General features: G+C 54.0%; 15 protein-coding genes. 12 read left to right on the forward strand and 3 right to left on the reverse strand.

The window, feature by feature from the left end; genetic code table 11:
- Window positions 1-7 precede the first annotated feature (7 nt).
- The gene (gene map / locus ATW55_RS15075; protein ID WP_067719967.1) at window positions 8-754 is read right to left on the reverse strand and encodes a type I methionyl aminopeptidase; all 747 of its coding nucleotides are present in this window, start codon (window positions 752-754) and stop codon (window positions 8-10) included.
- A 94-nt stretch (window positions 755-848) separates the two neighbouring features.
- Here map and ATW55_RS15080 point away from each other — a divergent pair, with 94 nt between their 5' ends.
- Complete coding sequence (locus ATW55_RS15080; RefSeq protein ID WP_160327271.1) at window positions 849-1,352, forward strand: MFS transporter; 504 nt, start codon at window positions 849-851, stop codon at window positions 1,350-1,352.
- On the forward strand, window positions 1,337-1,852 hold the full coding sequence (locus tag ATW55_RS15085; protein WP_067719973.1) for an MFS transporter: 516 nt from the start codon (window positions 1,337-1,339) through the stop codon (window positions 1,850-1,852). The genes ATW55_RS15080 and ATW55_RS15085 overlap by 16 nt, the downstream gene beginning before the upstream one ends.
- A 346-nt stretch (window positions 1,853-2,198) precedes the next feature.
- On the opposite strand, the gene ATW55_RS15090 is transcribed toward ATW55_RS15085, so the two are convergent.
- On the reverse strand, window positions 2,199-3,461 hold the full coding sequence (locus ATW55_RS15090) for an EAL domain-containing protein (RefSeq protein ID WP_067719976.1): 1,263 nt from the start codon (window positions 3,459-3,461) through the stop codon (window positions 2,199-2,201).
- Window positions 3,462-3,706: 245 nt separating this feature from the next.
- Between ATW55_RS15090 and ATW55_RS15095 the strand changes: the two genes are divergently transcribed.
- From ATW55_RS15095 to ATW55_RS15130, 8 genes are all read left to right on the forward strand, one after another.
- Window positions 3,707-4,573: an alkaline phosphatase family protein gene (locus tag ATW55_RS15095; RefSeq protein ID WP_067719979.1), complete on the forward strand. Its 867-nt coding sequence runs from the start codon at window positions 3,707-3,709 to the stop codon at window positions 4,571-4,573.
- 23 nt (window positions 4,574-4,596) lie between these two features.
- Window positions 4,597-5,706 carry an extracellular solute-binding protein gene (locus tag ATW55_RS15100; RefSeq protein ID WP_067719980.1) on the forward strand — a complete coding sequence of 370 codons (1,110 nt, stop codon included), beginning with the start codon at window positions 4,597-4,599 and terminating at the stop codon, window positions 5,704-5,706.
- A gap of 61 nt (window positions 5,707-5,767) precedes the next feature.
- Window positions 5,768-6,631, forward strand: coding sequence for an ABC transporter permease (locus ATW55_RS15105; RefSeq protein ID WP_067719981.1), 864 nt, complete (start codon window positions 5,768-5,770; stop codon window positions 6,629-6,631).
- Window positions 6,621-7,403 (forward strand): ABC transporter permease, encoded by a 783-nt coding sequence (locus ATW55_RS15110; protein WP_067719982.1) that lies wholly within the window; start codon window positions 6,621-6,623, stop codon window positions 7,401-7,403. The genes ATW55_RS15105 and ATW55_RS15110 overlap by 11 nt, the downstream gene beginning before the upstream one ends.
- Entirely contained in the window at window positions 7,390-8,478 is a 1,089-nt protein-coding gene (locus ATW55_RS15115) for an ABC transporter ATP-binding protein (protein WP_067719983.1), read from the forward strand. The genes ATW55_RS15110 and ATW55_RS15115 overlap by 14 nt, the downstream gene beginning before the upstream one ends.
- Before the next feature lie 39 nt (window positions 8,479-8,517).
- A complete protein-coding gene (gene hisJ, locus ATW55_RS15120) occupies window positions 8,518-9,366 on the forward strand; it encodes a histidinol-phosphatase HisJ (RefSeq protein WP_067720335.1) in 849 nt (282 codons plus the stop codon).
- Window positions 9,344-10,138 (forward strand): DeoR/GlpR family DNA-binding transcription regulator, encoded by a 795-nt coding sequence (locus ATW55_RS15125; protein WP_153005192.1) that lies wholly within the window; start codon window positions 9,344-9,346, stop codon window positions 10,136-10,138. The genes hisJ and ATW55_RS15125 overlap by 23 nt, the downstream gene beginning before the upstream one ends.
- Before the next feature lie 7 nt (window positions 10,139-10,145).
- Entirely contained in the window at window positions 10,146-10,925 is a 780-nt protein-coding gene (locus ATW55_RS15130) for an enoyl-CoA hydratase-related protein (protein WP_067719987.1), read from the forward strand.
- 37 nt (window positions 10,926-10,962) lie between these two features.
- Here the strand turns inward: ATW55_RS15130 and ATW55_RS15135 are convergent, their stop codons facing one another.
- Entirely contained in the window at window positions 10,963-12,126 is a 1,164-nt protein-coding gene (locus tag ATW55_RS15135) for an iron-containing alcohol dehydrogenase (protein WP_067719991.1), read from the reverse strand.
- Between the two features lie 150 nt (window positions 12,127-12,276).
- Here ATW55_RS15135 and ATW55_RS15140 point away from each other — a divergent pair, with 150 nt between their 5' ends.
- Both ATW55_RS15140 and mctP read left to right on the forward strand, forming a co-directional pair.
- Entirely contained in the window at window positions 12,277-12,477 is a 201-nt protein-coding gene (locus ATW55_RS15140) for a DUF3311 domain-containing protein (protein WP_067719994.1), read from the forward strand.
- A gap of 41 nt (window positions 12,478-12,518) precedes the next feature.
- Window positions 12,519-14,048, forward strand: coding sequence for a monocarboxylate uptake permease MctP (gene mctP / locus ATW55_RS15145; protein WP_067719998.1), 1,530 nt, complete (start codon window positions 12,519-12,521; stop codon window positions 14,046-14,048).
- The last annotated feature ends 85 nt before the right edge of the window (window positions 14,049-14,133 follow it).

Genomic DNA, 14,133 nt, shown 5'->3' on the forward strand with positions numbered 1-14,133 from the left:
ATGACACTCACTGCTTCGTGAGTATCATCGGCCCTTCACTTGTGATCGCAATCGTGTGCTCGAACTGCGCGGAGAGCGAGCCGTCGACCGTGCGTACGGTCCAGCCATCGGCATCGACTTTTGCTTTGTACGTTCCCGCATTGATCATCGGTTCGATCGTGATGACCATCCCTTCTTTCAAGCGCAGTCCTTTGCCAGGTTCGCCATAGTGCAGCACAGTGGGGGATTCGTGCATCTTCTGACCGATCCCGTGTCCTGTGTAGTCGCGAACGACCGCAAACCCTTGTGCTTCTGCGTAGGACTGAATTGCGTATCCGATGTCGCCGAGTCGGTTGCCGATCACCGCCTTCTCGATGCCAATGTAGAGAGCTTCCTTTGTAACCTGGATTAGGCGGTGAACTTCCGGTGTGACCGTGCCCACTTCGTAGGTCCACGCGGAGTCTGCCAACCATCCCTTGTGGTTTACAACCATATCAATCGTCACAAGATCTCCGTTTTTGAGGGGGCGGCGCGCCGGGAAGCCGTGGCAGATCACGTCATTGACCGACGCGCAAGTTGCAAATGGATAACCCATATACCCCTTTTGTTCTGCTGTGCACTCATGCTTTTCCAGGAAGTTTTCAACAAAACGATCAATCTCAAGCGTGGTGACGCCCGGTGCGATCCGCTTTGCCAGTTCTTTATGGCACGTCGCTAAAATTTTTCCAGCTTTCGCCATCTTTTCAATTTGACTCTGCGTTTTTAAAATAACCATGCGTAAATAAAGACTCCTTCCAATCTAAATTATACATGAAGTGTCGGCTTGCCGCTTGCACCTTGTGTACATCACGCCATGCACAAAGGATGGGTTGGATCAATTGCCGCGACTGCGCACGCTTTCCATCCTTTTTCTAGCTGTCTTTTTCCAATATACGTGCGGAAATGCGATCAATCCTATCTTGGCGCCGCTCGCCGCCCGAACGGGCATGAGTGTCGTACAGACGGGCCTCTTTTTCACACTTTCCTCACTCGTCTGGCTGATTGCCAGTCCGTTTTGGGGCAGGCAGAGTGAGCGACGTGGACGCGTTAATGTGATGGTCATCGGTTTGGTCAGTTGCTTTATACTCTACGCACTCTTTGGAATCGTCGCCGATTGGGGGCTAACGCGGCACCCTTCTCCGCTGTTTCTTTTTTCGCTGCTTTTGCTGATCCGCATCGCGTCCGGTTTTTTCTTTTCTACTGTTCCTGTTGCCGCACAGGCGTACATCGCAGATACAACGTGTGGAATGGAGCGTACGAGGTCTATTTCTTTAGTGTGGATGGCAAGCGGATTGGGTTCGATCGCAGAGTGTGGCGCATGCTTGCCACAGTGAGTGCGCTTCAAGCATCTGTTATGGCGATTCAAGTGACGAGTGGTTTTCTGATTCAGCGTGAATTCCATGTTTCAACCACACAGGCAGCACAACGTATCGGATTGTTGTTCACGCTCACAGGCAGTGTGTCTGTCGCAACACAATGGATTTTTGCGAGAAGACTCAGGTTTTCATCCATCTGGCTCTTGCGCGTTGGGAGACCTTTCTTTCTGCTATGTGCCGTCTTTCTTCTCTTTCACACTCGTTTTGCGGCACTGCTTGCAGCGTTCGTCGCTCTCGGTGTCGGGATCGGCTTCGTGCTGCCAGGCGCTACGTCGGCTGCTTCGCTTGCGGTGCGTGCGGATGAACAGGGGGCTGTGGCGGGACGAATCAGTGCTGCGCAAGGTCTCGGAACTGCGCTCGGTCCACTTGTTGGCACAATCCTGTATGAACAAAATGCCGCGTTTCCCGCTATTTTTGTGGGGGTGTTGTTCAGTGGCTTGATGTTGATCTGGCTTTGACATCCCACCCTGGAACCCTGCGCGACGTGAATGTTCCATACGGGTTGTGGTACCCATGTGATCGGCGGAAGTGTGCAAGAGTCTGCTGCCTGACACTGTGTTTTGTGCAATTTGGTCAGCCTGTTGTGCGGATACGGTCGTCTGAGCCATGGCGGGAATCGTCAAGGCGCTGGTTGCGACAACAGTCGTCATTCTCGCGCTCCATACGAGCTTCACCCCCGCGCTCCACGCTGATCGAAAGGTCTCGTGTGCTTCTCCCTTACATCGTTTAGATCAGCGTGGCGACTTAGAATGAGGCGACACTGCGGCCGCCATTCGTTTTTTAAAATAACTCCGTTAGAATATTCTAATCCCTGCGTGGGGCTGGACGTCCAAGCAAAAAACCTTGGCCATACTCAATTGAAGATTCGTGAAGACAGGCCAATTCTTCTTGCGTTTCAATTCCTTCTGCAATCACAATACCGCCAAAGCGATCGCTGATTTGTTTGATCGCTTTGACGATTTCTTGTTTTAATGGATCAAGGTGAATGCCACGGATGAGTTCCATATCAATTTTTACGTAATCAGGCTTTACTTGCATCAGCGTGACAAGCCCGGAGTGGCCTGCGCCTACATCATCAATCGCGATCTGGAATCCTTGTGAGCGATAGTGCGATACGAGTTGCAGAAACGAGCTGTACTCTGCAATGGCGTGGTGTTCCGTGATCTCAAACACGATCTGATCAGGCCGCAGACGCGTATATCTTAGTTCGCGCAGCGTCTCCCCGGCGCGAAATGACGAATCGGAGATAATCGTCGGCGAAATGTTGATGAAAACTTTCATGTGTTCATCAACATTTGCATTTTGGATGGCGAGATGGCGGATCATTCTGTCTAGGTGTAACATGGATCCCGTTTTTTCCGCGAGTGCGAGGAGTTTTAGAGGCGATTCGAGGCGTGACAAAGAGGGGCCTCTGACCAGGCATTCGTGTCCAATAGGTGCGCCAGAATGCAGATGAAGAATGGGCTGTTCAAATATCCGGATGGTCCCTTGTTCGAGAATTTGTAGCAACTCAGCGTGTTCCAGTGGATGAATGGGGGCTGATTGACGCTTAGCTGCGCGGTAAACGTTAAGCATCATCTGATAGAGTTCTTCTTGATACATTTTAAAAGATAGGACTGATTTCGAGTAGGCACCCGTCTTCGCTGAGTGGGTGTAAAACGTCAGGGCGTAACGCAGATGGCACTCGAGGCGATTTGGTTCGTGCAAAAGTTGATGAAGAATTTGTTCGCTTTTTTGGATTGCGGAATAGAAGAAGGATTCGAGGTTTTGGCGCTTCCCATCCCCGTACAGATAAACATACACCCCGTCATCCCACGCTTGATACACCATGCCGCGGCATTCGTGACGATCGTTTGCAAACACACTACAGAGCTGATCGATCCAGTTTTTCACAAATTCATCGGTCCACAGATGGCCGTGCCGCTGTTCAAAAGTAGAGAAATCAATGATATCCATGTAACCAATTGCGTCCGGACGGCCGTTTGCTTTGAACTGTGTGTGATCGAAGGCTTGACGAATCCCTAATCGCGTCAGATTTTTATCGACGGATGTACGGAAATTTAGCATGAAGAAAAAATCATCTCCAGTATGGATTGTGAGGCTGTGCTATAAAGGGGTGCAATCTAAGATATCCCTTATTTTACCGAACCGATAGACAAACAGCTTGAAGATTTTGTAAGGATCTTGTGAAGAGGCGCGGGATCGCTGGTACACAGACTTCACTAATCCTTTACGTAAGGATTACAAAGACGCAACGAAAACCACAAAATACTACACTACAATGAAAACAGTTCCACAAGAGTACACATAATTTGTGGGGGTTGGTCACGGCGGATCGCGTAAACCAGAATCGATTGATTGTTGTATTGATTGATGGCTTGTCCAATGAAGTCGCACAGCGCCATCTTGGCTACATGGAGGGGCTTGTCGAAGAGGGCATCGCACTTCGCGCGCGTGTAAAGAGTATCTTGCCAAGCTTATCTCGCCCCTGCTATGCGAGTATTTTTACAGGCACGCCACCGCAGGTTCACGGTGTGACCACGAATGAACCGGCAGCGCGCCTTGAGACGCCCAGTGTCTTTGATCTGCTGGCGGCAGTCTCGCGCACTTCCGCGGTCGCTGGATATCACTGGATGAGTGAGCTGTTTTCGCGTGGGCCGTACGATCTCGTGCGCGATGTGGAACAGAGTGACAATGAGTCAGGGATTACACACGGACGTTTCTATCATCAAGACGAATTTCCTGACGCGCAACTCTTCGGGCTCGCAGAACGCATGCGCCGCACAGAAAATCCTGATTTGCTGGTGATCCATCCCATGGGATGCGACCACGCAGGCCACAAACACGGTAGCGCTTCGCGCGAGTACGCTGGCCGTGCGGCGTTCATGGATGGCATTCTCGCAACCGTTCTCCCTGTTTGGATGCGCGAAGGTTACCAGATTATCGTCACTGCCGACCACGGCATGAATGCGTTTGGTTTTCACGGTGGACCGGACGAAGCAGAGCGCATCACACCGTTTTATCTCATCAGTCAGCGCCTGCCGTCGCCTGTCGCGACGCAGGATACGATCGAGCAGACGGAGCTTTCCGCACTCTTTTGCGATCTTCTTGGAATCTCCCCGTCCGCGACGATGCGCCCGTTTTCGCCGTCGCGCAAAGCACAGTGGTTTGGTTTATAAATCGAAAACAAGGAGCGATCGAATTGAAAAAAACAACATCCACAATCATCGCGTTGTCTGCTACCGTCGCTGTGATTCTCACTGCGACAGCCGCTTTCGCATCAAGTCACAAGGCGCAAAGCCATCGCGCGCCTGCCGCCTCACTCACGAACTGGAATAACGGTATCGTGGCCAAAGCAAAGGCAGAAGGTCTTGTACACGGGTTTGGCATGCCAGCGAACTGGGCAAACCTCGGAAACATGTGGTCCTCTTTTACAAAAACGTATGGCATTCAAACACAATATGTCGCAGAAGGCAATATGAGTTCAGCAGAAGAGCTTCAGGCATTCCAAAAAGAAAAGAACCATCCGATCGGCGACGTGGGGGACATTGGGATCTCGTTTGGACCGACCGCCGTCAAAATGGGTGTCGTCGCGCCGTTTAAGAATCAGTACTGGAACCAGATTCCGGCGAATCTGAAAGATCCGCACGGTAATTGGGCAGCCGCCTATTACGGTGTCATCTCGTTTGAAGTGAATAAAAAGATGGTCAAACAAATTCCGCACACGTGGAAGGATCTTTTAAAGCCTGAGTACAAAGGGCTGATCGGATTTGGCGACCCGCGCCAGGCGGCAGAACAGTTTGACGCGGTCATTGCGGCGTCGTACGCCTTTGGCGGCAACGCGAACAATGTCATGCCTGGCATCAAGTTTTTCAAAAAGCTCCACCAGATCGGCAACTGGACGGGTACGACGGGCAGCAGCGCCGCAATGAAAACAGGACAAGTCGGAATTCAGATCACGTGGAACTATCTCTCAGAAGCTGACGCCGCACAGTTTCAGGGACGCCCACCAATCGTGACGGTTGTGCCAAGCGACAGCACGGTGGCGGGACCTTATGTCGAGGTGATCAACAAATACGCGCCTCATCCGTATGCGGCGCGCCTCTTGAACAACTATCTGTTCTCAAACGCTGGGCAGATCTCGTACGCAGAAGGCGGTGCCTACCCTGTCCGCCTGAAATACCTCAAACTTCCAGCCAAAGTGCATTTGCCAGCGCTCAACATGGCGCATGTCCACTTTCTCTCGGGTACCTTTGCGAAGGCGACAGCCACGATCAATGCAGATTGGGCACCGATGGTACTTGGTCAATAAAACGGATGGCGAGTCCGTCGGCTCAATCTGAGCCGACGGCCCTATCTTTAGGAGGAGCAGAATGCGCAGGCGCGTGGGTTGGTTGATTTTCATCCCTGTGTTTCTTTTTGTAGCCATCTTCTCCGTCGGTCCCGCCCTTGGCATTCTCTTTACAAGTCTGTCGGGAAGCCACGGTGTGACGGTAGCGAACTATCGACAAACCATGACCGCACAGTATGGCAACGCGTTTGTGATGACATCCTCACTTTCGTTGTACAGCAGCTTGATTGCCACTGTTTTTGGCTTCATGGTGGCGTGGAGTCTCGCACGTGTAAAGTCGCAGACCGTGCAGCGTCTGCTGATGGCCGTTTCGAGCACGATGGCAAACTTTGCGGGACTGCCGCTTGCCGTCGCGTTTATGGCGACACTCGGCACCTCGGGCATTCTCACACTGCTTGTCAATCAACTCTTTTCGGTCAATCTTGCCAATCTCGGTTGGAATCTCGCCTCATTTTCTGGTTTGCTCGTCGCATACCTCTCCTTTTTGACGCCGCTTTCCGTCATACTTTTGCTTCCCGCCGTATCTTCTCTCAAAAAGGAGTGGGAAGAGGCAGTGTATACGCTTGGCGCACCGATTGGGACCTACATTCGCCGCGTCGCACTCCCGATGCTTTTCCCGAGTCTTGTCAGCACGTTCGCGCTTCTCTTTGCGAACGCGTTTTCAACCTACGTCACGGCGTATGAACTGGCTGGCGGCAGTGTCAATCTCGTTCCGATCCTGATTGGCTACATGGTCAACGGCAATGTCAGCATGAACCTCGGTCTCGGTGACGCGCTCTCCATGGAAGAGATGATCGTTTTGAGCCTTGCGGTGCTTCTCTATCTGATCGCGCAACGCTTCTCACACCTTCACGCTAAAGGAGGTCGCGCACAACGTGCTGCATAAGCTTTTGACGCGCGCGATTCTCGCCGTCTTTCTCATTGGCATGGTCATTCCTGTGCTTGGCCTCTTGATCTTTAGCATTGACAATCAAGGACTTTTCACATTGCAAAACTATTCTGCGCTGTTTTCCGATCCGTCGTTTCAACAAGCGCTCGTCAACTCCATCGGGATATCGCTGACAAGCGTGGCGCTCGCCATTGTGCTTTTCACACCCCCGCTATGGTATGGCTATCTGTTTAACCCGCGCATGATGCGTGTGATGGAAGGGCTCAGTTTCATCACGTTCGTGCTGCCCGCTGTCGTGTTGGGGCTCGCTTATGTCCAGTTTTTTAGCAATCCTCCGTTTGCGCTCGCGGGAACCCCCACGCTGCTCCCATTCGCGTTTGCCTTGTTTGGCATGCCGTATTACATCCAGGCGGTGCTAAATCGCCTTCGGCATACCGATGTCCGCATTTACCACGAAGCGGTGCAGAGCCTGGGCGGTTCTGCCTGGACATCGTTTTGGCGCATTCAATTTCAGGCGATGGCTCCGGGCATTCTGATCGGCTCCATCCTCGTTTTCAGTATCGGCATGGGCGAGTTCACGATCACGCAGTTGACGACGGGCGGGTCTTTCATGACATTGCCCATCTACTTGCAGGTTGGCTTTCAGAACAACCCGCTGACAGGTGCGGCGATGGCGGTTATCGGTATGGGAATCGCCATCGGCGGCGTTTTCGTTACTCTTTTTGCACTTTCGAGACGGAACAGGGGGGTGCGCGATGCTGCGCATTGAATCACTGCAAAAGAAATTCGGAGCGGTGCAAGCGGTGACGGATGTGTCCATGCATGTGGACGAAGGGGAGTTTGTGACGCTGCTTGGGCCGAGCGGATCTGGTAAGACCACCGTATTGCGCATGGTCGCAGGACTCGAACAACCGACTTCCGGGACGATTCTGATTGATGGTGTGAATGTGACGCAATTGCCTGCGCAAAAGCGTAACATTGGCATGGTGTTTCAATCCTACGCGTTGTTTCCCAATCTGAGTGTTTTTGAAAACATCGCATTTCCGCTGCGTATCCGCAAATGGAAAGCGGACGCGATCAAGGCGCGCGTCGAGGAGCTGCTTGAACTGGTGCGCTTGACACACCGTCGAAACTACGCGCCAGACCAACTCAGCGGCGGTGAGCGGCAACGCGTTGCACTCGCGCGCGCACTGTCGTTTTATCCGCCGCTTCTTCTGCTTGATGAACCTTTGTCTGCACTCGATGCAAAAGTTCGGCAGAGTTTGCGCATCTTCCTAAAAGAAATCCAGCGGACGACCGGCGTTACGACACTGATGGTCACGCACGATCAAGAAGAGGCACTCGAACTGAGCGACCGCATCGTCGTCATGTCGCAAGGCCGTGTGGAACAGGCAGGTGCGCCCATCGATGTATACTATCGTCCGCAGGGAGAGTTCACGGCGACGTTTATCGGAGCCATCAACACACTAAAGGTCTCTGTGCTCGCCGTTGGGGAGCGCGCAGCGCACGGGCAACATGTGTTGCTCTCCTGGAATGGGCATGTCTTTTCCTGGCTGCTCTCTGATCAAGAGATCGTCCAGCAAGAGACCCTTACGCTTCGCGTACGCCCAGAATCCCTTACGGTCGATGAGACGTTTGAGGAGGGGGCGGCGCGCGCAGAGGTGCTTTCAGTCTCTTTTATGGGCGCGGTCACGCGAATGAGTGTGCGTGTGGGGCAAGATGTGGTCCTTATCGACGCGCTGTCTTCGCGTGCGCCGTCTGTCGTCACAGGGCAGGGTGTAGGTGTTCGCTTTGTCGACCAACGGATCGAAAAACAGGTTGGAGAGCGTCTCCTTGCGCTTTGATTCAGGGATAAATGGAAAAGAGAAATGAGTGTGCTTGATATGAAACACATTTACAAATGGGATGGGCACACCCATACTCACTATTGTAGACACGGCGCGGATGCATCGGTAAAGGAGTATGTCAAACGCGCGGTGGAACTCGGATTTGAGCGCTACTCGATTACGGAACACCCGCCATTGCCGGATGGTTATCTGCAAAACGCAGATGTGATGAGCCAATTAGCGATGCCGTTTTCCGAATTGGATCGCTATGTGGCGGATATGCAAGCGATCAAGCAGGCGTTTGCGGGCCAGATTGATGTGCGTGTGGGTCTTGAGATCGACTTTTTGCCGAATTTTGAAGGGTATACGCGCGCGCTGCTGGCGCGGGTCGAGCATACGCTCGACGAGGTCCTCGTGTCTGTCCATTTTTTGCCTGGACGCGATGGCATGCGATGTATCGATTTGTCTCCCGATGATTTTATGGAGGGGCTTGTCGCGCCATACGGGTCGGTTGCATCGGTCATTGACGCGTATTTTGACCATGTGGAAAAAGCGGTCGCTTTTGCGGCGACGCTCGCGCTGCCCGTACGCATCGGGCATCTTGCACTCATTGAAAAATTTCGCGACGCCCTTCCGGCGTTTGACGACGCTCTTGTGTGCGCCCGCTTAACGAGACTGCTCCCGCTGATCAAAGCGGCGGGTGTGGGGGTGGATTGCAATGTCGCGGGGTTTCGCAAGGCGACGTGCCGGCGGCCGTATGTCCCGGCGTGGTGGGTCACACGCGCACGTGATGAGGGGATCCCGCTCGTGTTTGGCTCGGATGCGCATGCGCCGGGCGATGTGGGCGCTGACTGGGATTGGTTTGAACAGGTGATGCAAGGGTGTGAGGTTTTTGTTAGCGATTGATCGCATGCGTGCAATTGCAGAGATTGTCCGCGTTAAGTCATCCGTTCGAGCGGTCGAGCTTGCGAGACAGTTTCAGGTGTCAGGGGAAACGATTCGTCGCGACTTGGAACTTTTGGAGCGTGAAGGGCTTGTGCGCCGCGTGTACGGCGGTGCGGTTGACGTCCATCAAGCGTCCGTCTCTCACTACAGAGAGCGCGTGGTTCATCGCATCGATGAGAAAGAAGCGATTGGCAGGCTCGCATCGACATTCGTGGAAGATGGCGACACGCTGCTTTTGGATGTGGGGACGACGATCAACCTGTTTAGCCAATTTTTGCTAGAAAAGCGGAATCTGACGGTGATTACGCCGTCGCTGCAAGTGGCGACGAAACTGCGCGCGGGAAATGTCGGGCGCGTGCTTGTCACAGGCGGTGAACTGCAGGCGGATGAAGCTTATTTGACGGGGATGCTCGCGGAATCTGCGGTGCAAAAATATTACGTGGATCGCGCGTTCATTTCGGTTGGCGGAATTTCTCCAGAGGTTGGACTCACAGATTTTGATGAACATGAGGTGCGCCTGCGTCAGGTCATGATGCAGCGGGCGAAGCAGGTGATCGTGCTTGCGGATTCGAGCAAACTCGGGGTTCGCGCCTTCACCGTCATCGGGATGCTCGACGAGATGGACATCCTCGTCACGGATGATGAGATCACGCCGGAAATGCGCAGGCATATCGAGGAGCAAGGGGTTGAGATTCGCATCGCAGAACGCTCTTCACGTGATAGGATGAGGTGAGGAGGGGATGCGGATGGCGATTCATGTGAGCCGCCAAGGCACCGTGGCGCACGTGGTGCTAGCGCGGCCAGAGGCGCGCAACGCGATGAGTGTCGAGATGGTGCGGAAGCTTTGCGATGTGGCGGGTGAACTGGCGCGGGATGAAAAATTGCGGACTGTGCTCATTTCAGGGGAAGGCGCCGGGTTTTGTGCGGGGGCGGATCTGAAAGAGCGGGCGACGATGGACGATACAGATGTAAGGCGTCACGTCACGCTCATCCGGCAGGCGATTCGCGCGATCGAACAGTTGCCGATGCCGACCATCGCGCTGCTCCACGGTTTCGCTTTTGGCGGCGGACTCGAATTGGCGCTCGCCTGCGATTTGCGGTACGCCGCGCGCGAGACGAAAATGGGGCTCACGGAGACTGCGCTCGCGATTCTTCCGGGGGCGGGGGGAACGCAGCGGCTCGCGCGCCTGATCGGCCCGATGCACGCGAAGCGGTTGGTTTTCAGCGCGGCGCGGCTCGACGCAAAAGAGGCGATGCAGATCGGTCTTTTGACGGATGTGGCAGATACAAAAGATGAGATGTTTGCCTGCGCGCTGGAGTTGGCCAGGCAAATTGGCGAGAATGGGCCGCTTGCCGTGCGCCAGGCGAAATGGGCGATTGATCAGGGGCTCTCGGTTGATTTGGCGACAGGGCTTGAACTAGAGTGGGCGGCGTATCAATCGCTGATTTCGACAAGCGATCGCCTGGAAGCCCTGCGCGCTTTTCGGGAGAAGCGAAAACCTCAGTTTGAAGGGCGATAGCACCTGCGGTCCGCCGCCTTGAACCACAGCCATTGCTTTACGTTTCGTGATACGTTTTCTCGAGCAACGTCAGATAGTCCTCACGCGTGATGGGGCGGACGTTGCTTTTTGTTGATCCGTTTTGAAACGCCAGATCGGCCAGGCGCCCAAAGTCCTCCACGCGCACGCCGGCGAGATCACGGAGTTTTGGGATGCCAAGTTCTGCGATCCACGCGCCAATGCCCTCAAGAAGCTTTGCGACGGCAAGCTGCTCCGAATCGATTGCGCTCGCAAAGTTCATGACGCGCGCGAGCCTTGCGTGAAGCGCTGGGTGGGTTTCAGCGTTAAAGTCCAGGACACTTGACAAAAACACGGCGTTTGCCACACCGTGGGGCGTATCGTAGAGACTGCTAAGAGCCTCGGCCAGGCAGTGGACGGCCGCGACATCCGTCGAGCCAAAAGAGAGCCCCGCCAGCAGACTGCCTTCAAGCATCGTTCTGCGCGCGTCCATGTCATCGCCACACGCGACAGCCCTTTTTAATGTCGGCACAATCAACTGCATCGCCTGTTCGCCAAAGGCGCGAGAAAGAGGTGTCGCTTGACGACAGGTTGCGCCTTCGATCGCATGCACGAGCGCGTCGACACCTGTCGCTGCCGTGACAGACGGCGGCACGCTGCGCGTCAGCTCTGGATCAAGGATTGCCAAGGTTGGGCGCAGTCGCTCATGTTTTAGGGTCATCTTGCGGTGTGTCGCCTGCTCTGTGATCACGGCAGAGCGCGTCACCTCAGAGCCGGTACCTGCAGTTGTCGGCAGGCAGATGATTGGGGCGACTTCGTCATAGTGACGCTCGCCGTCTGCGTACTCGCGCGGTACGCCGCTTGAGCGACTGAGCAGCGCGATGGTCTTTGCGGTATCCATGGCGCTTCCGCCACCGACGGCGATGACTGCGCTTGCGTTTTGTTCACGCATGAGAGCAGCTCCCCGCAGGCAGTCTTCATCGCGCGGATTAGGCAATACATCAGAATAGAGAGTGACATGATAGTGCGCCTTGCGCAGGGATTCTAAAAGTGGTTCTATCTTTCCGGTCTGCATCACACCTGGATCTGTGACGAGAAAAAAGGACTCACCAGGCTTAAACCGTACGGAAAGGTCGTCTGTGAGCGTTGAACTGCGTCCGTCGCCGAATTCGATCTGCGTCTTCATGCGATAGGAAAAGTTCATGGCTATTCCTCCGTCGATCCTTTAGAAAGGTTGAATGGTGAGACTACTTTATCACAGATTGCGGGTTTTCGTTCTTGACGGATCGATTGGTCGCGTGGATAATGAGTCCAATCGCAAACAAGCGATAAACCAAGAAGGAGGTGATTCTGGATGAAAACGCCTTCCCGCGCAAGCAAGGGGTGGTACTGGCTTTTGCTGATTCCTTTTGTTGGCACCCTCTTTCCTTCGTTTTACGCGTTTCAGGCGCCTGCATTATTCGGTTTCCCGTTTTTTTATTGGTATCAAATGCTTTGGGTATTGATCAGTTCAGTCTTGACAGGCATTGTCTATTTCGCGACGCGTGACGCGTAATGGCATAAAGAAGAAAAATGATGCAGGGGAGGAATCGGCACGTGAATGGCACCGCATTAACGGTCTTCATTCTCTTTTTTATCTTAGTGACAGTGATGGGATTCCTCGCCGCTCGCTGGCGTCGGGGAGATTTGGGTCACATCGACGAGTGGGGGCTTGGCGGGCGTCGCTTTGGCACATTGATCACTTGGTTTTTGCTCGGTGGCGATCTTTATACCGCGTACACGTTTATCGCTGTCCCCGCGCTGCTCTACGGCTCTGGCGCGACCGGATTTTTTGCAGTCCCGTATACGATCATCGTCTATCCGTTCGTTTTTCTCGTGATGCCGCGCATGTGGTCCGTCGCCAAAAAACACGGTTTTGTGACGGCAGCCGATTTCGTCAAAGGGCGTTTTGACAGCCACTGGCTGGCGCTTGCCATCGCCGTAACGGGAATCCTTGCAACGCTTCCTTATATTGCACTCCAACTCGTGGGGATGCAGTCCGTCATTTCTGCGATGGGCATCACGGGCAAGGGTTTCATGGGAGAACTCCCACTCATCATCGCGTTTGCGATCCTCGCCGTCTACACGTATACGAGCGGTTTGCGGGCGCCCGCAATGATTGCGATCGTCAAGGACATCATGATCTATCTCACAATTATCGTCGTCGTCGCGGTGGTCCCTGCGAAACTTGGTGGATTTGGGCATATCTTCAGTGTCGCCCAAAGTGTCTTGTCACACCGCGCGACACCCGGTGCGGTCATTCTCTCGCCGAAGGCCTATCTGCCCTATGCGACGCTTGCGCTCGGTTCGGCGCTCGCGCTGTTTCTCTATCCGCACAGTCTGACGGGTACACTCAGCGCCAGCGGCCGCAAAGTCGTCAAGCGAAACGCCGCGCTGCTTCCGATTTATTCACTTGTTCTTGCGTTCATCACGTTGATGGGCTATATGGCGATTGCAGACGGCATCAACACGAAAGACACGACGACGGTCGTGCCGCTGCTCTTGCTTCATCAACTTCCCTCCTGGTTCGCAGGGTTCGCGTTTGCCGCGATTGCCATTGGCGCGCTGGTTCCCGCGTCAATCATGTCGATTGCGGCAGCCAATTTGTTTACACGCAACATCTACAAGGCGTATGTCCGCCTCAGTGCGACACCGCAGGATGAGGCGCGCGTGGCAAAACTGAGTTCGCTCGTCGTCAAGGTGGGAGCGCTCCTTTTCATCATCCTTTTGCCAAAGAGTTACGCGATCAATTTACAGTTGCTCGGCGGTGTGTGGATTCTGCAAACGCTGCCTGCGGTCATTCTCGGATTGTATACGCGTTGGCTTCACCGCCATGCGCTATTGCTTGGTTGGGCTGTAGGGATGATCGTTGGCACCTCGATGGCGATTGCCAATGGATTCAAATCTTCAATTTTTGTGCTGCACATTGGACAAGGCGGATTTGCCGCGTATGCGGCAGTCTACGCACTCGTTGCAAACCTGATTGTCGCGGTTGTCTTTACGCTCATTTTTAACGCTGTGGGTGCGAATAAAGGCGCCGATCAAACACAGGATAGCGATTATCTGGCCTCTGACGCGAGCGCATAAATCTCTGTAAATTATTGCAAAAAAGCGGGCTGGATCACCCTCTGAGGGAGATTCAGCCCGCTTGCTCGATACGGCAGCTTTTACG

This window comes from Ferroacidibacillus organovorans, assembly GCF_001516615.1.
GTDB classification, from domain to species: domain Bacteria; phylum Bacillota; class Bacilli; order Alicyclobacillales; family SLC66; genus Ferroacidibacillus; species Ferroacidibacillus ferrooxidans_B.

Bases quoted from the DNA above. Each gene is read 5' to 3' on its own strand.
- ATW55_RS15085 (WP_067719973.1), top strand. From the start codon at position 1,337: ATGCTTGCCACAGTGAGTGCGCTTCAAGCATCTGTTATGGCGATTCAA.
- map (WP_067719967.1), bottom strand. From the start codon at position 754: ATGGTTATTTTAAAAACGCAGAGTCAAATTGAAAAGATGGCGAAAGCT.
- ATW55_RS15115 (WP_067719983.1), top strand. From the start codon at position 7,390: ATGCTGCGCATTGAATCACTGCAAAAGAAATTCGGAGCGGTGCAAGCG.
- ATW55_RS15140 (WP_067719994.1), top strand. From the start codon at position 12,277: ATGAAAACGCCTTCCCGCGCAAGCAAGGGGTGGTACTGGCTTTTGCTG.
- ATW55_RS15090 (WP_067719976.1), bottom strand. From the start codon at position 3,461: ATGCTAAATTTCCGTACATCCGTCGATAAAAATCTGACGCGATTAGGG.
- hisJ (WP_067720335.1), top strand. From the start codon at position 8,518: ATGAAACACATTTACAAATGGGATGGGCACACCCATACTCACTATTGT.
- ATW55_RS15105 (WP_067719981.1), top strand. From the start codon at position 5,768: ATGCGCAGGCGCGTGGGTTGGTTGATTTTCATCCCTGTGTTTCTTTTT.
- ATW55_RS15130 (WP_067719987.1), top strand. From the start codon at position 10,146: ATGCGGATGGCGATTCATGTGAGCCGCCAAGGCACCGTGGCGCACGTG.
- ATW55_RS15135 (WP_067719991.1), bottom strand. From the start codon at position 12,126: ATGAACTTTTCCTATCGCATGAAGACGCAGATCGAATTCGGCGACGGA.